We start from the raw sequence: 18,901 nt of genomic DNA, 5'->3' as shown, positions 1-18,901 counted from the left end.
ATGAGGCAGTGGGTTTCCAATGCCTTTTTTTGTGTTTCAGGAGGAAATGATGAACATACCGGGCAAAATATTCAGATTAAAGCCCCCGCAGATTTTAGTTCTTGGATTTGCCAGTATTATACTGATCGGTGCGCTTCTGCTGATGCTTCCGATATCTTCAGCAGACGGCTATTCCATGCCATTCATTGACGCCGTGTTTACTGCAACTTCCGCCACTTGTGTAACAGGACTTGTAGTTGTAGATACAGAGACACATTTTACCGTCTTCGGCAAGGTAGTCATTATTTTATTGATTCAGGTCGGCGGTCTAGGTTTTATGAGCATGGCAACTTTAATCGCTTTTTTGCGGAAGAAGAGAATTTCCTTAAGGGAGAGGCTTGTTCTTCAGGAGGCTCTTAATCAAAGTTCAATGGAAGGGATTGTACGATTATTCCGGAAAGTGCTCGTCTATTCCTTAACGATTGAAGGGATAGGGGCTGCCCTTTTTACTATCCGCTGGTCCTTCGACCTCGGTTTTCCGAAAGCCCTTCTGTTTGGGATTTTTCATGGAATTTCGTTTTTTAACAATGCCGGATTTGACTTGTTCGGTTCAATCTCAGGACCGTTTTCTTCCTTAACGAGTTACAAAAATGACTTTATCATTAATTTTACGTCAATGGCACTGATTGTAATTGGAGGTATAGGATTTATCGTTATGTCAGACATTATGGAATACAAGAAGACACGGCGATTATCCTTACATACCAAAGTGGTATTATCTGCAACGGCTTTTCTGATAGTATTTGGTGCTCTGGTCATCTTTATATTTGAGTATACGAATCAGGCAACCATGGGACAGCAAGGTTTTTTTGGCAAGGTACTGTCCGCTTTTTTCCAGTCTGTCACTCCGCGTACAGCAGGCGCCAATACGCTTGATATAAGTTCCTTAAGGCAGGCTACGCAGTTTTTCATTATTATTCTGATGTTTATCGGGGCCTCTCCGGGTTCGACGGGGGCGGCATTAAAACAACCACATTCATGACTATTATCGGGGCAATGATTGCTATGGTCCGGGGAAAAGAGGATATAGTTTTCTTTCGCTATCGGCTTGGAAAAGACCGTATTCTCAAAGCGATTACGCTTTCTATGATTTGTCTGTTTCTGGTTATATTTGTTTCTATGGTTCTTTCCACTACGGAAAGCCAGCAATTTCTGAAAATACTATTTGAGGTTACATCTGCATTCGGTACAGTAGGGCTAACTATGGGAATAACGCCGTACCTCACTATATTTGGAAAAATCATGATCAGTCTGACCATGTTTGCCGGACGGCTTGGACCTTTAACCCTGGCTTATGCGTTGGGGCCAAAACCGGATAAAGAACTGTACCGCTACCCGGAAGGGAAAATTACGATAGGATAAGGGGAACATAGAACCATGGCTGTTAGTCAATATGCTGTTATCGGATTAGGCCGTTTTGGAAGCAGTCTTTCCAAAGAGCTTAGCAAACTGGGTAACGAAGTGCTGGGGATTGACAAAGACGAAGAAAAAGTAGAGCAGATGAGCGATGTGCTTACTCACACGGTTACGGCGGATTCAACGGAAGAGCCGGTCTTGCGTTCACTAGGCATACGGAACTTTGACTGTGCAGTTGTAGCAATCGGGGATGATATTCAGGCGAGCATTTTAACCTGCATTCTACTGAAAGATTTGGGTGTTAGGATGGTTGTAGCTAAAGCACTATCCGAACTGCACGGCAAAGTGCTTCAAAAACTTGGGGTAGACCGAATCATTTATCCGGAGAGGGATATGGGAATACGGGTGGCCCATCAGTTAGTGTCGCCTAATTTACTGGATTATATAGAATTATCAACAGAATATACTGTCGCAGAATTGTCTGTCCCTTCACGCTTGTCGGGTTTTACGCTAAAAGATTTGGACCCTAGGGCAAGATTTGGGTGCAGTGTAGTGGCGATCAATAAGCAGAACGACGGCATCATTATAGCACCAAAAGCGGAAGATACGATTCAAGCCAATGACGTATTGGTTATTATCGGAAAAAACGAACAGATCGACCGCTTTGAAGACGAAGTCATCAGATAAGCTGCCCGGGCAGGTTTCAAATAAAACCGGCGGGGGCAGCCAAGGAGAAGAAGAAGATGGAAAATGCCATAACCGGATCTATTCATCATGTCTTATTTTTGCTAATTCTCATTTTCGGTTTGGGTATGCTGTTCGGAAAAGCGGCAAGCTGGCTAAAGCTCCCGGATGTCGCACTTTTTTTGATCGCCGGGATGATTGTCGGAAAGGGACTGCATCTGGTTAGTGGAACAGATCAAGTATCCCTGTCCTCCGGAATACTGGATTTTTTGAAGACGGCAGCCGGAGGAATTGCACTCGGGTGTCTGATCGGTTTTACCATGTCTTTTTTAACGGCACATTTGAAATTGGGCATTTTGCGGGATTATGCAACCATCTCCATGGTAGTGACTGCCCTCGGGGCTTATTGGGCCGGGGAGATGCTGCATTTTAGCGGTTTTATGGCTACATTTACCGCAGGGCTGATTTGGGGCAATGCATCTTTATTCAAGCTGGATATGGAGGACAAGCTTCACGAAATGTCCCATTTTACGGATAATATTACTTCCTTAATGAGGATGCTGATTTTTATCCTGCTCGGCAGCCAGGTTAATTTTACTGTAATTTGGGCCAATCTGTGGCAAAGCCTGGCTATCATTTTTATTTTTATGTTTATCGCCCGCCCGCTTACGGTTCTAATTTGCACACTTCCGGATCGGAAAGCGAATTGGAAGTGGAATGAGATTGTGTTTATGTTTTGGGTAAGGGAGACAGGAGTAATCCCGGCAGCTTTATCCGGTATGGTAGCGGGGCTCGGAATAGCCTACACCGATATTATCGCTTCTGTTACCTTCCTGGCTGTTTTAATGACCATCCTCGTTCAGGCCAGTACAACGGCATTTGTAGCACGCAACCTTGGCCTGGAAATACCTTCCGGGCAATAAGAAGAATAGGATAAACCGGTAACCGGAACTGCTGCCGAAGGGAGGCGGTAGTTCCGGTTCGTTTTTTGTTTTTGGGGAAAAGCTGCTATGAAAGACGGGGAGTTTCTTTATGTCCGTTTGTGTATAGGTACGTATTTTCGACAAACTGCTCAACCGCCGGCATCTTTAGCGAATCCTCCAAATAGATAAGGGATGTAGTCCGGATCGTCTGCTCCAGCTCCGGAAGCTGTCTGATAATGAGGTCATTATAAGCGAGCAGATGAGTACGTAAATACGATTGGGGCAGCAAAGTCGGTGTTTTACAGGTTGAGACAAGCCTCAGTATTGCCTCAAATGAATCAATTTCCATCTTGACATCCGGCATGATGGAGTATTTATGAAAGAGTTCGTCTGTAAGAACACGATACCAGGTCCCTTTTGAGAAAAGAATCATAGACAAATCATTTAAATCATGAATGGCTAGGGAAGTACGCTCTTTGAATGGATGGTCGGCTGGGAGTACCAGAACCAGATGGTCATCAAAGAGAGGCTCACAGACAAGGCCGGGGACAGTGATGGAAGAAGCCACAAGACCAATATCGGCCTTTTTTTCCTTGACCATGGTAACAATCTCATGTGTCTTTCCGGTCAATGCCTTAATATCGGTATACGGATGATCCTTGGTATATAAGGTGATCAGATCCGGAAGAGTAGACTGGAGTGTGGTCAAACTGGCTCCGATCGTAAGGCTGACATGGCGGCCGGGTTTTTGAAAATCCCGGATCGTTTGATGGAATCTTCGTTCCAACTGTCTAAGCTCCAGGGCGAATTCATAACATATTTCACCTACCCGGGTCAGTTCAAGTCTTTTTCCCCTTCGTTCAAACAATTCCACCCCAAGCTCTTCCTCCAATTTTTTGATTTTTCTGGACAAGGCAGGTTGGGAGATATTCAATAGCTGGGAAGCCTTGTTGAGACTGTTTTGTTCGACAACTGTTGCAAAAATTTCCAAATGTTCCATGGTCCGGTCCCCTTCTTATAATTATTCGTTATAAGAAATTATACAAAATAAGCAATTCCATTATAAGCTATAAAGAGGTACGATAATAGATGTCACCAGTTGTTCACAAAAAAATTGAAAATTTATCGAATTCAATATTGGGAAGACGTGGATAATATTGGGTTGACTCATTTTTCCAGCAGAAGTACAATGGAAGTTGGCTTTGTCTGAATTTGTCGTTCTTTATTATTTGAGGAGGGGGACTAACTGAATGAGGGCGAATTCTTATTATTCCCGTAAACTGCATTCTTTGCTTGGCGTAATCCCGGTCGGCTTCTTTCTGGTTGAACATTTGCTGACGAATTACTCCGCCACGAAAGGGCATTCAGATTTTGTGGACAGCGTATTGTGGCTGAATAATATGCCGCTTATATTTTTTTTGGAGCTGTTCTTGGTTTGGCTTCCGCTGGCCTACCATGCTATCTACGGATTGTATGTAGCGTTCACTGCCCGTAACAACGTGACAAATTATGTCTATTTCCGAAACACCATGTTTTTGCTTCAGCGCGTAACCGGTATCTTTACGTTCGTTTTCGTGATCTGGCATTTGTATAGTACCCGGGTACAAGTTGCTTTAGGCAATGTGTCTCATGAAGAATTGGGAACTACTATGCATCAGATTGCGGGCAATCCTGTATTTTTTGTTCTGTATGTGGTTGGGATTTTATCCGCTGTCTTCCACTTCAGCAACGGGATGTGGTCTTTTCTGGTAAGCTGGGGAATTACAGTCGGGCCGCGCGCTCAAAAAGTATCCACTTATATTTGGATGGGTGTATTTGTCATTATGTCCGTTATGTTCATAATGTCTCTGACTGCATTCACAGACCCGCAGTTTAGCAATGTACCTGTGATAAGTCATAAATGATAAGGGGAAGGTGAAAAGCAAATGTCGAATTCCAAAGTTATTGTCGTCGGGGGCGGCCTAGCAGGATTGATGGCCACCATTAAGGCAGCAGAAGCCGGTATTCATGTACAGCTGTTTTCGCTGGTACCTGTGAAACGTTCCCACTCTGTATGTGCTCAGGGTGGAATTAACGGAGCTGTTAACACCAAAGGGGAGGGCGATTCTCCTTGGGAACATTTTGACGATACAGTATACGGAGGAGATTTCCTGGCCAATCAACCTCCGGTGAAAGCTATGTGTGAAGCTGCGCCAGGCATTATTCATCTGATGGACCGGATGGGAGTTATGTTTAACAGGACGACTGAGGGGCTGCTTGATTTCCGCAGGTTTGGAGGAACCAAACATCACCGGACGGCCTTTGCAGGTGCCACGACAGGACAACAGCTTCTGTATGCGCTGGATGAGCAAGTACGCCGCTGGGAATCCGCTGGCCTGGTAACAAAGTATGAGCACGCCGAATTTTTGGGAACTGTTCTTGATGACGATGGGGTGTGCCGGGGAATTGTCGTTCAGGATCTGCATACGATGGCGATTGAAACCTTTGCCTCCGATGCGGTGATTCTGGCAACAGGCGGACCTGGCATTATATTCGGGAAAACAACCAACTCTGTCATCAATACGGGAACAGCGGCTAGCGCCGTTTACCAGCAGGGAGTCCATTATGCGAACGGAGAGTTTATCCAGATTCACCCGACAGCGATTCCCGGAGATGATAAACTGCGGCTGATGTCAGAATCGGCACGCGGAGAAGGCGGACGTGTTTGGACCTATAAAGACGGAAAACCATGGTATTTCCTTGAGGAGAAATATCCTGCTTACGGAAATTTAGTTCCAAGGGATATTGCTACACGTGAAATTTTCCATGTTTGTGTAGATTTGAAGCTTGGAATCAATGGGGAAAACATGGTCTATTTGGACCTTTCTCATAAAGACCCTAAGGAACTTGATGTAAAACTGGGCGGCATTATTGAAATTTACGAAAAATTTGTTGGAGATGATCCACGTAAAGTTCCGATGAAAATCTTCCCCGCAGTCCACTACTCCATGGGCGGCATGTGGGTAGATTATAATCAAATGACCAATATTCCGGGGTTATTTGCTGCAGGAGAATGTGATTATCAATATCACGGGGCGAATCGTCTGGGAGCTAACTCCCTGGTATCTTCCATTTTCGGAGGCATGGTTGCGGGACCGAAAGCCGTTGAATATATCCGCGGATTGGAGAAGCACGTTGAAGATGTACCTTCCTCCATGTTTGAACGGGAGAAAAAGCGTCATATCGATAAATATGAGAAACTTCTCAAGCTTGACGGCAAGGAAAATGCTTATGTACTGCATAAAGAGCTTGGAGAATGGATGACCAACAATATGACGGTTGTACGTACCAACAGCAAGCTGGAAGCGACAATCGGTAAGATCAAGGAATTGAAAGAGAGATATCAGAACATCAGCATGACAGATACGTCCCGTTGGAATAATCAGGGTGCGGCCTTCACACGTCAGCTCTGGAATATGCTGGAGCTTTCGGAAGCTATGACTCTAGGAGCCCTTCTGCGTAACGAAAGTCGGGGAGCCCATTACAAACCTGAATTCCCGGAACGGGATGATGAGAATTTCTTGAAAACGACTAAAGCCGCGTGGACACCAGAAGGCCCTCAAATCAGCTACGAGAATGTGGATGTTTCTTTAATCAAGCCTCGTAAACGGGATTACACGACGGACAAGAAGAAAGGGGGCAAATGAGCATGGCACAAACTGAATCTTCCCAAAAAACAATCAGACTGATCATAACCCGTCAAGACGGTCCGGACCAACCCTCTTATCCCGAGGAGTTTGAAATTCCTTACCGCCCGAATATGAATGTCATCAGTGCATTAATGGAAATTCAGCGGAATCCGGTTAATGCTTCGGGTAAGCAAACAACCCCGGTGAGTTGGGAGTCGAACTGTCTGGAAGAAGTATGTGGTGCCTGCTCGATGGTTATTAACGGAAGAGCCCGCCAGGCCTGCTCCGCATTGATTGATAAGCTGGAGCAGCCTCTGCGAATTGCACCTATGAAGACTTTTCCGGTTGTTCGTGATCTGGTTATTGACCGTAGCCGTATGTTTAACGCACTAAAGAGAGTCAAGGCATGGATTCTGATTGATGGAACTTACGATCTTGGTCCCGGCCCTCGTATGGCAGAGTCTAAACGTCAATGGGCTTATGAATTATCTACTTGTATGACTTGCGGAGTTTGTTTGGAAGTTTGCCCGAACGTAAACGAGAAAACGAGCTTTATAGGGCCTGCTCCAATTTCCCAAGTCCGTCTGTTCAATGCCCATCCGACAGGTGAAATGAACAAAGATGAACGCCTGGATATGCTGATGGAAGACGGGGGGATTGAAGGTTGCGGTAACTCGCAAAACTGTGTGCGCGCTTGCCCTAAAGGTATTCCTCTTACCACTTCCATTGCAGAAATCAACAAGGATACGACGAAACGTTTGTTCAAAAAGTGGCTCAGCCGATAAAAATAAGAGAAGACCGGATTTTCCTGAGGAAAATTCCGGTCTTTTTCTATTGGATCAGCTTAATTGCTATTCAAACTGGACATTAGCCGATTTGCTGACAAAATCCTTGTAGATCATATAGCATTCTCCGGTAGTTAAACGGTCTGGATGCCGTATCATTTTTTTCGTCTCAGGTATGAGAAAGCCTTCTTTTTTGAATGTTTCTAAGGCATTGTCCAGAGGAACGTCCCTGCCCGTAGAACGTTACGAGCATCAGCTCGGCGAGTGCACCATCAAAGCCGCGTATACCTCCGGCAAGGGCAAATACTTCATCACCCGGTTTAAAGCGGGTAACACCTTCGCCGACGGCTTCAACCGTACCGGTCACATCCCCGTGAAGAATGGCCGGCAGCTTTGGCGCTAGCTGCGGCATAAGCCCTGCTCGGATACGGCAATCAATTGGATTGACGCTTGTAGCAGCAGGACGGATTCGAATATGTCCGGGCAGCAGACCGGGAGCCGGCACCTCAGCCGGCAGAAACAATTCGGGCCCGCCGAACTCAGGCAGAACTATAGCTTTCATCATTTTTGCCATAAGTCAGAACACCTCCATAAGCTTAATTATAGAAGAGATTTACCTGGAAAGAAAAACAAGAAAGAAAAAAATAGCGCTTTCATATTTGTTACATAATTGAAATATTCCTGTCATGGTTCTATAATGTTGGGCAGGTAATATACTAAACAAGATCCCCTTTTTAATATATACAACACTTGAGCCTGCCCCGTTGGCAAGGCTCTCTTTTTTTGTCTTTATGGCGGGCGAAAAAGATGAAAGCACCTTCCTCAAATGAAGGTGCTCTTAGCTGTCCGGATGAAACATTATAACTCGACGATTTGTTTTTCCTTTTGCCTAAAATATACCCATCGCTTGAATCCAATTTCTTTTAGACGTTTTGCCACAAGGTCAAATTCGTCGCCAACCCGGTCCGTAACATGGGCATCGGAACCGAATGTGACGTCTATTCCGTAATGAAGAGCCCACTCCAGCATTTCATCGGAAGGATACCATCCGCCTACGTATTTAGTTTTACCGGATGTATTGATTTCAATAGCCGTTCCGCACTCACTGATAACTTTCAGTGTTTCTTCGACTTTTGGGGTTTTAATATCAGAAAAAGCGGGATAGAAGCCCTTCATGGCATCAATGTGGCCGAGAATTTGAAACATGCCGCTCCTGGCAGATTGCTGAATCAGGTCGTAATAATATTCCTTTTGTTCGACCTGCTCTGTTTCAGATAATCCTCTCCACCTCTTTTTATTAAAAATGCTGACGCCTCTCGTATAATGGACCGAACCGATAATATAATCAAATGGATATTGCTCATATATATGACGGTAAATATCAGCTGATTCCGGGAAAAAATCAGATTCTACGCCAAGCAGTACCTCAATTTTTTCGGCATATTCCTTCTTCAGTTCAAGAACTTCTTCCACGTACCGGGCAAATTCGGATTTTGCCATAGCAATGTTCGGATGAAGCTGATCCTCCTCGCTTGCAAAGTAAGGGGAGTGATCCGAAATTCCGATTACAGAAAGGCCTTTTTCGATGGCGGCTTCAATATAATGACGAATGGTTCCGGTGGCATGGCCACAACGTTCATGGTGAGTGTGAAGATCAAATCTCATATCCTTCCTCCTAACGGTCACTCCGAACCTAGAAAATGTGTCTCCGGCATTCCCTTTAAATCCCGCAAAAACTGCTGCATGGCTGAGTTCAGGTACCTTCCGGATTTATATACGACCCCGACGGGATGCGTAAGATCAAGCTCATGAACCTTAATCATTTTTAGCATTCCCCGTTGAAGTTCCTGATTTACGGATAGCTTGGAAATAATCGCGGCACCGAGATTCAGTTCTACCATCCGCTTGACTTCTTCACTGCTTGACAATTCCATAATGACGTGGGGACGAATGTCATAGGTTTTAAATACCTGATCGACAAAACGTCTGCCTGCTGTCTCGGGAGAAAGCATAATAAACGGGATATTTCGGAGCTTATCGATAGAAACGACCGAATGTCTGCTTAGCGGATGCTCGCTGGAAACAATAAACTCAAACGTATCATAATAAAGTACAGAAGACTCCAGGCCGGGATGTTTATCGAACAGGTAAGAAATGCCGATGTCCACGGTACCGTTATCCACACAGGCCATGATCTGGGAGGATGTCATCGAATGAATGGTGGTTTGAATAAGCGGAAACTGATCCTGGAAATAAGACAACACTCTGGGCAGAATCTGCATTGCAATCGAAGTGGTGGTACCAATGTGAATATGCCCTTGTGGTGTTTCATCCAAGTCGGCCAGGCGCTGCTTCAAATCCTCAACGGTTCTTAGTATTTTTTCCGCGTGCTCCAAAAATAGTCTACCGCTGTCAGTCAGCGTAACCGGCTGATTACGGTCAATCAGAACGGTCCCGAATTCTTCTTCGAGACTCCGGATTTGGGCAGAAACAGCCGGCTGAGTCAGGTTCAGCAGTTCTCCTGCTTTGCGAAAACTCATGGTTTTGGAAATCGTGAGCAGCGTTTCCAGTTGGTTCAGGTTCATAGCAGCCCTCCGATAGGTAAAATAATCAATCTTTCATTTTGGATTCATCCATTTGAATGCGGACAAATAACAGTTGTTCTTATTATATAAAAACTGTAAGCGGCATACAACGAGTAACCTTTACCTGCGGATAAAACCCGGACTCCGTAACGGAATGCCGGGTTTTGTCCATACTCTGGTTTTAAAGCAGCTGCACGGGGAAATATAAATATCTGCCGTCTTATCCGTTCATGTTCTGATTCCATAGGTCATCCAGATCTTTACAGATAAAATCGGGGGTTACGCCCGTATCTTTTATCAATGTCTCCTTATTATCTTCAGTGGTGAGCCCTGTAAGGACAAGAGCAGTATGACATCCAGTATCCCGTCCTCCCCGGATATCCGTGTTCAGGTTATCTCCAATAACGCAAACTTCACCGGGGATAAGACCGATTTTCTCCAAAGCAAAATTCATAATAATAGGCGAAGGTTTGCCGATGACTACCGGCTTTACCTGCGTGGCTTTCTCAATTAAAGCTGCGATAGATCCCGCTCCGGGAAGCATTACATGATCCGAGGGAAGAAGATGGTCGGGATTGGTCAGTATGAAAGAGGCTCCATCCAAAATAAACTGGACAGCGCAGGCTAACTGGTCATACGTAACTTTACGGTTTATGCCTTGAACGACGAACTGAGGATGTTCGGAGGTCAGCTTCAGACCTTTTTCTTCAAGAGCCCGAAAAAGACCATTTTCCCCAATGGCATACACGGAGGCACCTTCATGAAGTTCCGTTAGATATCGTGCGGATGCCTGGGCTGATGTATAAATATTTTCCGGTTCCACATGCACGCCCATACTTTCCAGATGCTCCGATACCCCCTGTGTTGTGCGGGAAGAGTTGTTGGTCACAAGCATAAACGGGATATCATGTTCATAGAGCTTCCTGATAAACTTGTCTGCACCGGGGATAGATGTTTTCCCCTTATACAAAGTTCCGTCTAGATCGATTAAAAAGCCTTTCATCTTTTATCACTATCCTTTCCATGCCTTTCTAGCTGGCAGTGTCTTGGGACTCTTTGTCCCCTTTCAGTTTATCATTTCCGTGATCCATGTCAGTTGAATTCTTCTCATCTTCCGCATTCTCATCCTCATGCCGGCTGGCAGGTAAAAGAATGTCCACGGTAGTCCCCCGATCGGGCCGACTGCGGAACTGGATATCTCCTGAATGGGTTTCAATAATTTTATAGGTTACCATTAAACCCAGGCCGGTTCCTTTTTCCTTTGTACTGTAAAAGGGCTCGGCCAGTTTGGGAATCCGTTCGGGCGGAATACCGCATCCCTCATCGTTAAAGCGAATTCGGACCATTTGGAGGGCAGAAATATAATCGGTTTCGATATGCAGAATGCCGCCATCTATCATGGCTTCCATGGCATTTTTTATAATATTGATAAATACCTGTTTCATCTGGTGCTGGTTGCAATATACTAGGGGGAGTCTGGAGTTTAAATTGGTCCGGATTTCTACATTGTTCAGTCTTGCCTGAGGCTGAAGCAGATCTACCGTGCTGCTTACAATAGCACTCATGGACTTAAGCTCAAACTGGGACACCTTTGGTTTGGCGACGAACAGGAACTCGTCTACAATATGTTCAATCCGTTTCAGTTCGTCCTGCATAATTTCCATGTAATAGTTTTCTTTACCGGTACTCGGCTTAATTAACTGTAAAAACCCTTTAAGGGAAGTAAGCGGATTTCTTATCTCATGGGCTACTCCGGCAGCCAATTGTCCGACAGCGGAGAGCATATCCGATTTGCGGAGCAGTTCCTCTGTCCGTTTTTGCTCAGTCATATCACGAAATGTGATAACGGCCCCGATCTGTTCCCCTTCTTCCTGGAAAATAGGACTTGATACGTATTCAACCGGAAAGCGGCTGCCGTCTTTATGACAAAAATAGGTATGCTTCTCATGGTGGACTTTCCCATCCATCAGCGTTTTATCCAGGAAAGTATTTTCACCCATAGGGGAAAATATATTTTTACCGGGGGAAGCAAGCAAGTGCCGGATTGGTTGTCCGATGGCTTCCTCCGCAGTCCAGCCTGTCATTTGCTCAGCCGCCGAATTCCAGAAGATAGCCTTTCCTTCCATATTTGTTCCATAGATCCCTTCCGAAACCGAATTCAGTATAAGGCGGTTTTGCCGGTTTAAATGATCAATTTCTTTTTTCTGCCGTTTCACTTCGGTTACGTTTTTTAAGATGGCATAGACCCCGACGATTTCCCCATTTACCACACTTGGAACATAAGTTACTTTAGTATCTATACAGCTGCCGTCTTTATGATTTATCATACAGGTAAAATGCTGCGGAACCCCGTTTAAGGCGAGTTGGAACCGTTTGGTAACCTTATCCCAGTTTGCGTTACTCACTATTGATTGAAGGGATAAGGACAAAATTTCCGGTGGAGTGAACCCGGTCATGGACTGAATATTGGCATTGGAGGAACTTATGTGACCGCACCGTCCAACATACAGGATAGTATCCGGATGATTATCAAATAAAGATTTATATTCCTGTGATTTTTTAGAGAGCATATTTTTGTTATGTATGGATATGGTATAAAGGACATGTACAACGGCTGTAAGCATAACAACAGGAATCAGATCCTCTATAATCATGATGATCATGGCTTCCACCGAGCGGGTTATAGGCCATACGAACAGAAAATTTTTACAGATGATAAAAACAAAAATACATGCATAAAGCAGGTATAGCCACCTATTTTTCTTTAAAATGAACCAGTCCAATTGAAACATACACCCAGTCTCCTTAATTTTAACTTTCCCTCTCTAGTGTAACAAAATTCGACAATTCCGTGTATAAAGAAAATATTTAGATACAATGACTTAATACTTAAGTCTTGTTCAAACGATGACGATATATTAATATTAAGTCTAAAGTTGCATTTATTTTGACCGGATAGTTTGATAGATGGATACCTTATTGACTAGAAAGAGGGGGCTTAACGTCCAGACAATGGTAACATCCCCAACAAAGAAGGAAGGTGGCGGACATGAAAGCAGAACTAATTAATCCATTTTTGGAATCGGCACGTACAGTCATTGAGCAGGTGGTCAACATTCGTCCGATTACCGGCAAACTGGGCATGAAACAGGTTGTTACATTGGAAGACCACATATGGATTCAAATCGGCATGACCGGACAAATGAAGGGAGATATCTTTTTTGGATTTGCCGAGCATGTAGCTTTAAAAATGGTTTCAGCCATGATGGGCGGATTTGTTCTTGCCGAGATGAATGAAATTAGCCGAAGCGCCATTTCAGAATTAGGTAATATGATCAGCGGCAATGCCAGCACGATGCTTTATAATCAAGGGGTAAAAGTAGACATAACCCCTCCCAGAGTCTGGCATTCCCTTGAAGAAATGATTGTGAACAGCCAGGCTCTGACCATCCCGCTGCAGATGGAGGGAATCGGCCGAATGGATCTTCAGATGCTGGTCTCCTGACGTATTAACTTTTTTTATTATATAGCGAAGTGTGCGTAAAAGGCAGCTTCGCTTTTTTTGTTGATCCCTTCCGTGTACAATTTAAATGAAATAAAAGCTTATAAGGGGGCAGGAAAACTTGCAGGTACAGGACAAAATAGCAGTTATCACGGGAGCTTCCAGCGGACTCGGTGCAGAGATAGCCCGCCAGCTTGCAGGGAAGGGTGCAATCCCGCTTTTGCTGGCACGAAATCAGGCCAAACTTGAGGAAGTTACCGGTCAGCTTGCAACAACAGCTTACCCTTATTTGCTGGATATTACAGAGGATGCTGGGGTTGAGGCAGTTTTTCAATGCATCTATAAAAAGCATGGGCGTATAGATATTCTAATCAATAATGCGGGGTTTGGTATTTTTCATTCTTTTCTGGATATACCTCTGGATCAGTTTAAACAGATGATGGATGTTAATTATATGGGAATAGTCAGATGTACTAAGGCTGTACTGCCTCATATGTTACGCCAGGGCAGCGGACATATTGTAAATATTGCTTCCATGGCCGGCAAAATTGGTTCGGCTAAATCAACGGCTTATTCTGCTTCCAAGCATGCGGTTTTGGGATTTACCAACAGTCTAAGAGCTGAGCTTGCCGGCACTGGGATCGGTCTAACCGCTGTTAATCCGGGACCAATTGATACGCCTTTTTTTGATATAGCTGATCCGGAAGGAAATTATGTAAAGAATATAAGCTGGTTTATGCTAAAACCGGAGAAGGCTGCAAACAAAACGATTCAGGCCATAGAAAAAAACAAATCCGAAGTGAACCTGCCTTTTCTATCGGCCGCCGGAATCAAACTGTTTCACCTATTTCCCGGATTGTTTGAACGTATCGCTTATAAACTGCTGAACAAAAAATAAGAACAGGGAGTATGGTACAATAGAATCACCCAAATGCGAATAGGAAGGAATGACAGGTTATGATCGTGTATGAACGGGAACATGACTTTGTAATGACCCGGCAGGATGACCATGCACGCCTGGCAGGAATGTGGATCCCTTACTGGAAGCGCTTTTACGGCGATCGCCGTGAGGAGATGCATCTTTCCGTTACAGAGCATGACCGCGGCTGGATCGACTTGGACGAAACTCCCCTTTGGAACGATGCAGAGGACAAACCTTATACTTTTATTGATACTCCCGTTCTGCTGAGGCTGGCATTTTACACAAAAGGGTTGGATAAAGTGCAGTCAAAGAGTCCATACGCTGCTCTTATCAATAGTCTTCATTTTACTTCTTTTTTTCCTCCCTCTGTTTTGGAGGAGGGCTTGAAATCCGGAGAGTTTCCCCCGCAGACCAAGGAATGGGTAGATGCAGAAAAAAGGCGTCAGAAGGAGATCCGGGAGAAGCTCGGATTAACGGATGAGACATCTGAATATAAAGTTAAACAACATCTGGCTTTGTTTAAATGCTGCGATAATCTTTCCCTGTTTATTTGTATGCATGATCCGGGCACCAGAAGAAAGCTGAAGCTTTTTGCCGGAGCCGGATTTACATTTATGGCGCAGTGGCAGGATTCCTACCGGCTGCAGCTCGACCCTTATGTGCTGGACCGGGAGCTTGAGTGTGAAATTGGACTAAAAGTAGTGCCGAAGCAATTAGTCCGTCAGGAAGGGATCGCCCGGGCTTACGCCAAGACGGAAACTGCTCGCAGAGTTTTTCGGCTTGTGGGAAAATCCTGAATGAAAAGAAGCGGGCAGCATCCTCCCGAGGGAAATGCTGCCCGTTTGCACTAAAAGCTTATGTTTTGGGTACGGGTGTTCACTTCTTGAACAACTTCTTGTGCGGACAAACCGTCAGCATTAATGACAGGCGCCTGGGTAAAGATGTCTGACATGCCCATCATATTATGGTCCTGTCCGGAAATCACACAGCAGGAAGCGTTTTTGAGGTTATCCATGGACACGACTTCATGTCCGCTTTCTTGAAGGGCTTGCTGAATGTCATTCAAACCTTGCTCAACGGCCACTTTCACCATATCTCTTCAACTCCTCTTCAGGTAGTGGATACTTGGGATAGTTTGGCACGCTAAGCTGTCAATTATTCTTGCTGCTTGTCTGTTTCCGATTGGGCTTTGAACTGCTGGTTGAGGTCGCGAATTTCTTCAAACAATTTCCGCATTTCAGATTTGGAATCCGGATGAGTCTGATTCCAATGGGAAGTCAGTGCAGGCATAATTTTGTGAATATGCTGATACATAGACCAGATTTTTATTTTGTTCACCATTTCTTCCGAACTGTCTCCGGTTAAAAGCTCAGCCGCTTTCTTCATGAGGGCATCAAATTCCGATTGAAAATGTGCATGCATACGAATCTGCCTTTCTATTTGGAAATGGGGATAGATGGAAATCCTTCTAGTGAATCAGTCTAGACAACTATGTGCAAAATGTCAAAAGCAAAATCGGTGCAGGGGACGCCGGATCGGAATGGTACGAATTCCGAGAATTATAGAGATGGCACGCAGGGGATATACATTGGTTCCCGCGGGAGGTTGATGAATGCGCTATGAATTCGGTTTTTAACCGGATTGGATATAAAAGGGATAAAACTCTTAAAAAAGAAGACAATTGAACCGAAATTTACAGGTAAGGGACTAGTTTTTTTATTTTTTTTACAAAAAGTTTCAGTTTTATATTGTTTACATTACAGCAATGTCCTAATATGAAGAATATAGAGTTGGAGGGTAACGAAGGTCTTGGTTGGAGGGCTTATATGTCTAAAAATCTGATTCAACTGTTCACAGCCGACTTTCTTTCAATGGATAAAGGGATGCAGGAGCAGATTTATAAAGAATTCTACATGCTTGTATATCCTACGATTTATTTTATTTTGCGGGATCATACCCTTGTGGAAGATCTGATTCAGGAATCTTTTATACGGGCTATCCGTAAGGCACCGCTTCTGAAAGAACCGGAGAAATACGAAGGCTGGCTCAAAAAACTTACCAGGAATGTAACGCTGAATCACTTGCGCAAAGTAAAGCGGAATCGGGATGAACTGGACGCCGAAATTAATTTGGCCCCTCGGGAGTATGTTAACTGGGTGCCGGATACGAATTTGGAAAAAGAAGTGGAGCTTAAAATGATGCAGGAGGCTATTATCCACTACGTCAATCAACTCAGCCCCTCGTATCGTCAAATTCTGGCTATGAAATGGATTCATCATTTATCTTACAAAGATATGGCGGAAGAGCTTGGAGTTACGGAAGGTGTAGTCCGTCAACGATTGTATCGTGCCCGGGAAGCCATTCGGCAAAAGTTGATGGAAGAGTGGGATATCGTTGAAGACCGGGTTAGATCTTAAAGAAAAATAATCTTTCATTCGGACTCCCTGGAATCAGGGGGTTCTTTTTTTATAAAATTTGTGCCCATGAGTATCCTCGATTATAATTGGGAAAAAGGTGTGAAAAGAGGATTTAAATGAAACTTAGCTTTGAACAACTTCATGTTGATGTTTCATATGTAGAGACGCTTACGCGCATGGGAATTACAGAGCCTACCCCCATTCAGGAGGAAGCGATTCCGGCTTTGCTTAGTGGCCAAGATGTCATAGCCCAGTCCGCAACCGGATCAGGAAAAACACTGGCTTATGTCTTGCCGGCCCTGCATAACATTGATCCGGACGATAAACATGTCCAAGTGATGATAATTGTGCCTACCAGAGAACTCGGCATGCAGATTGTCCAGGTGGCACAGAAGCTTACTGAAGGCGGCTCAATACGTATTCAGCCTTTGATTGGAGGAGCTTCCCTATCCAGACAGGTCGACAAATTGAAAGAGCGTCCCCATATGGTAGTAGGTACTCCGGGCCGGATTAAAGAGCTGATCCAGATGCGTAAGCTTACAGTTCATTTTGTGAAAACCGTGATTGTGGATGAAGTGGACCAGGTGTTCGAACTGGGGAATATGCAGGAGGTCGGAGCCGTTTTAAAAACCATGTTGAAATCGAAACAGGTTGCTTTCTTCTCCGCTACCATGCCCCCAGAATCCTGGAGACAGCAGAAAGATGGATGCAGGACCCTATTAAGGTTCAGATCAAACTGAAGCAGCCGGCCCATGAGCATTTATACGTTGTCTGTGAGGAGAGAGACAAAGTCGATATGCTCCGCAGACTTGTGCGCCATTATAATCCCCGGGCTGCGATTGTGTTTATTAACGATACCGATGATATCGGAGAGGTTCTGGCTAAACTTCAGTATGTAGGCCTGTCTATAGCTGCATTATATGGGGATTCGGGGAAACAGGAACGGGCGAAAGTCATGCAGGATTTCCGGAACAATAAATTTCAGCTGCTCCTTGCAACTGATGTAGCGGCACGGGGGCTCGATATCGAAGGGGTGAGCCATGTAATTAATCTGGACCCTCCGTTGGATGCGGATCATTATGTTCACCGTATCGGCCGGACGGGGCGGATGGGCCGAAAAGGGACAGCCATTTCCATTGTTACCCCTAAGCAAACATTTATTATGGAAAAATTCAGCCAATCGCTTCATGTTCAATTCCATAAGAAGGTTTTGTATGGAGGCAATATTCTGAATCCGGAAGAGCTTCCTGCACGTAAAAAAAGACTGCAGACCAATTCTTCTCAGCAAACTACCAAAGTAAAAAAAACCGTTAAGCAGAGGGAACGTGACCGTAAGCAAAAAGGAAAGCCTAAAAGATTCAGACCTGAGTAAGGAAAAATATGAAAGCCGGTCCGGGAGGATCGGCCTTTCTATAAATCTGTTTGCCACAAGATTCATAGAAGAAGGGATGGAAGGTATGCTGAAAAAAATATTATGGACTTTATTTATTCTTATTTTGCTTATTGTCCTTATTGGAGCGGGCATTTATTGGTATGTGAAACCCCAGAAAGAGCTGGACCTTCGTTATCGGGACACTTCTCTGAAATCTAAAATAATGGACATGGTCAAAAATTTAAATACAGAACTTGTATTATCAAGTGATGAAATTAACCAATTGGCCAAAAAGGAGATTGCAAAACGTCCGAATGTAAGACCTGATGTCAGAATAACCGGGGCTGATTTCAAGCTGAATGGAAATGAGCTGGAAGGAGACATTAATCTGCTCTATAAAGATACTATTCCCGCAGGTGTAAAAATCTGGTATACGATGGAATGGCAAGACGGTACTTTAAAACTCACACCTAAAGACGCAAAAATCCGCAGCGTTCATCTTCCGCTAAGTTTTGTTAAGCTCCCGGCTATGTCCATCGGACTGAATGACCATCTTCCGGGTGTCGTTAAGGTAAAGCATGTTACGTTTGAGAACCAGGGCATAAAAATTACGTTCAAATTAAATAAACCGTTTTAACCATAGTTAAA

At 44.4% G+C, this 18,901-nt stretch carries 20 protein-coding genes and 1 pseudogene; 13 read left to right on the top strand and 8 right to left on the bottom strand.

Annotated elements, in window-relative coordinates; genetic code table 11:
• Positions 1-19 precede the first annotated feature (19 nt).
• The 3 genes and pseudogenes from BXP28_RS10845 to BXP28_RS10835 all read left to right on the top strand — a co-directional run bounded on the left by BXP28_RS10845 (position 20) and on the right by BXP28_RS10835 (position 3,002).
• Positions 20-1,401 (top strand): annotated as a pseudogene (locus BXP28_RS10845) (TrkH family potassium uptake protein).
• Positions 1,402-1,416: 15 nt separating this feature from the next.
• Positions 1,417-2,082: a potassium channel family protein gene (locus BXP28_RS10840; RefSeq protein ID WP_023483307.1), complete on the top strand. Its 666-nt coding sequence runs from the start codon at positions 1,417-1,419 to the stop codon at positions 2,080-2,082.
• Positions 2,083-2,138: 56 nt separating this feature from the next.
• Positions 2,139-3,002 carry a cation:proton antiporter domain-containing protein gene (locus tag BXP28_RS10835; protein ID WP_023483308.1) on the top strand — a complete coding sequence of 288 codons (864 nt, stop codon included), beginning with the start codon at positions 2,139-2,141 and terminating at the stop codon, positions 3,000-3,002.
• A gap of 85 nt (positions 3,003-3,087) precedes the next feature.
• Here BXP28_RS10835 and BXP28_RS10830 read toward each other — a convergent pair whose 3' ends face one another.
• Complete coding sequence (locus tag BXP28_RS10830; RefSeq protein WP_023483309.1) at positions 3,088-4,002, bottom strand: LysR family transcriptional regulator; 915 nt, start codon at positions 4,000-4,002, stop codon at positions 3,088-3,090.
• Between the two features lie 250 nt (positions 4,003-4,252).
• On the opposite strand from BXP28_RS10830, the gene BXP28_RS10825 reads away from it, so the two are divergent.
• The 3 genes from BXP28_RS10825 to sdhB are packed head-to-tail and all read left to right on the top strand — an operon-like array spanning position 4,253 to position 7,455.
• Positions 4,253-4,906: a succinate dehydrogenase cytochrome b558 subunit gene (locus BXP28_RS10825; RefSeq protein ID WP_023483310.1), complete on the top strand. Its 654-nt coding sequence runs from the start codon at positions 4,253-4,255 to the stop codon at positions 4,904-4,906.
• A gap of 21 nt (positions 4,907-4,927) precedes the next feature.
• Positions 4,928-6,688 carry a succinate dehydrogenase flavoprotein subunit gene (gene sdhA / locus BXP28_RS10820; RefSeq protein WP_023483311.1) on the top strand — a complete coding sequence of 587 codons (1,761 nt, stop codon included), beginning with the start codon at positions 4,928-4,930 and terminating at the stop codon, positions 6,686-6,688.
• A gap of 2 nt (positions 6,689-6,690) precedes the next feature.
• A complete protein-coding gene (sdhB, locus tag BXP28_RS10815) occupies positions 6,691-7,455 on the top strand; it encodes a succinate dehydrogenase iron-sulfur subunit (RefSeq protein WP_036654861.1) in 765 nt (254 codons plus the stop codon).
• A 169-nt stretch (positions 7,456-7,624) separates the two neighbouring features.
• Here sdhB and BXP28_RS10810 read toward each other — a convergent pair whose 3' ends face one another.
• From BXP28_RS10810 to BXP28_RS10790, 5 genes are all read right to left on the bottom strand, one after another.
• Positions 7,625-8,029 carry an alcohol dehydrogenase catalytic domain-containing protein gene (locus tag BXP28_RS10810; RefSeq protein WP_023483313.1) on the bottom strand — a complete coding sequence of 135 codons (405 nt, stop codon included), beginning with the start codon at positions 8,027-8,029 and terminating at the stop codon, positions 7,625-7,627.
• 284 nt (positions 8,030-8,313) lie between these two features.
• Positions 8,314-9,120: a histidinol-phosphatase gene (locus BXP28_RS10805; protein WP_023483314.1), complete on the bottom strand. Its 807-nt coding sequence runs from the start codon at positions 9,118-9,120 to the stop codon at positions 8,314-8,316.
• A gap of 17 nt (positions 9,121-9,137) precedes the next feature.
• A complete protein-coding gene (locus BXP28_RS10800) occupies positions 9,138-10,040 on the bottom strand; it encodes a LysR family transcriptional regulator (protein ID WP_023483315.1) in 903 nt (300 codons plus the stop codon).
• A 220-nt stretch (positions 10,041-10,260) separates the two neighbouring features.
• Positions 10,261-11,043, bottom strand: a complete 783-nt coding sequence (locus BXP28_RS10795) for a TIGR01457 family HAD-type hydrolase (protein ID WP_023483316.1) — start codon at positions 11,041-11,043, stop codon at positions 10,261-10,263.
• Positions 11,044-11,071: 28 nt separating this feature from the next.
• Positions 11,072-12,832, bottom strand: a complete 1,761-nt coding sequence (locus tag BXP28_RS10790; protein WP_023483317.1) for a PAS domain-containing sensor histidine kinase — start codon at positions 12,830-12,832, stop codon at positions 11,072-11,074.
• Between the two features lie 257 nt (positions 12,833-13,089).
• Here BXP28_RS10790 and BXP28_RS10785 point away from each other — a divergent pair, with 257 nt between their 5' ends.
• The 3 genes from BXP28_RS10785 to BXP28_RS10775 all read left to right on the top strand — a co-directional run bounded on the left by BXP28_RS10785 (position 13,090) and on the right by BXP28_RS10775 (position 15,261).
• Positions 13,090-13,545: a chemotaxis protein CheX gene (locus BXP28_RS10785; RefSeq protein ID WP_024094839.1), complete on the top strand. Its 456-nt coding sequence runs from the start codon at positions 13,090-13,092 to the stop codon at positions 13,543-13,545.
• A 118-nt stretch (positions 13,546-13,663) separates the two neighbouring features.
• The gene (locus BXP28_RS10780) at positions 13,664-14,440 is read left to right on the top strand and encodes an SDR family NAD(P)-dependent oxidoreductase (RefSeq protein WP_023483319.1); all 777 of its coding nucleotides are present in this window, start codon (positions 13,664-13,666) and stop codon (positions 14,438-14,440) included.
• A 59-nt stretch (positions 14,441-14,499) separates the two neighbouring features.
• The gene (locus BXP28_RS10775) at positions 14,500-15,261 is read left to right on the top strand and encodes a DUF3891 family protein (protein ID WP_023483320.1); all 762 of its coding nucleotides are present in this window, start codon (positions 14,500-14,502) and stop codon (positions 15,259-15,261) included.
• A gap of 50 nt (positions 15,262-15,311) precedes the next feature.
• Here BXP28_RS10775 and BXP28_RS10770 read toward each other — a convergent pair whose 3' ends face one another.
• Together BXP28_RS10770 and BXP28_RS10765 are read right to left on the bottom strand one after the other, a co-directional pair.
• Positions 15,312-15,557: a YkuS family protein gene (locus BXP28_RS10770; RefSeq protein ID WP_023483321.1), complete on the bottom strand. Its 246-nt coding sequence runs from the start codon at positions 15,555-15,557 to the stop codon at positions 15,312-15,314.
• 62 nt (positions 15,558-15,619) lie between these two features.
• Positions 15,620-15,886: a DUF2573 family protein gene (locus tag BXP28_RS10765; RefSeq protein WP_023483322.1), complete on the bottom strand. Its 267-nt coding sequence runs from the start codon at positions 15,884-15,886 to the stop codon at positions 15,620-15,622.
• Between the two features lie 404 nt (positions 15,887-16,290).
• Between BXP28_RS10765 and BXP28_RS10760 the strand changes: the two genes are divergently transcribed.
• From BXP28_RS10760 to BXP28_RS10750, 4 genes are all read left to right on the top strand, one after another.
• A complete protein-coding gene (locus BXP28_RS10760) occupies positions 16,291-16,881 on the top strand; it encodes an RNA polymerase sigma factor (protein ID WP_036654859.1) in 591 nt (196 codons plus the stop codon).
• Between the two features lie 116 nt (positions 16,882-16,997).
• Positions 16,998-17,621 carry a DEAD/DEAH box helicase family protein gene (locus BXP28_RS24220; RefSeq protein WP_237089050.1) on the top strand — a complete coding sequence of 208 codons (624 nt, stop codon included), beginning with the start codon at positions 16,998-17,000 and terminating at the stop codon, positions 17,619-17,621.
• Complete coding sequence (locus tag BXP28_RS24215; RefSeq protein ID WP_257125687.1) at positions 17,588-18,253, top strand: helicase-related protein; 666 nt, start codon at positions 17,588-17,590, stop codon at positions 18,251-18,253. The genes BXP28_RS24220 and BXP28_RS24215 overlap by 34 nt, the downstream gene beginning before the upstream one ends.
• Before the next feature lie 85 nt (positions 18,254-18,338).
• On the top strand, positions 18,339-18,890 hold the full coding sequence (locus tag BXP28_RS10750) for a hypothetical protein (RefSeq protein ID WP_152659161.1): 552 nt from the start codon (positions 18,339-18,341) through the stop codon (positions 18,888-18,890).
• Positions 18,891-18,901 lie beyond the last annotated feature (11 nt).

Source organism: Paenibacillus larvae subsp. larvae (assembly GCF_002003265.1).
In the GTDB taxonomy this organism is placed as follows: domain Bacteria; phylum Bacillota; class Bacilli; order Paenibacillales; family NBRC-103111; genus Paenibacillus_H; species Paenibacillus_H larvae.
The sequence above is the reverse complement of the archived record's forward strand: the minus strand, read 5'-3'. Positions and strand labels throughout refer to the sequence as shown.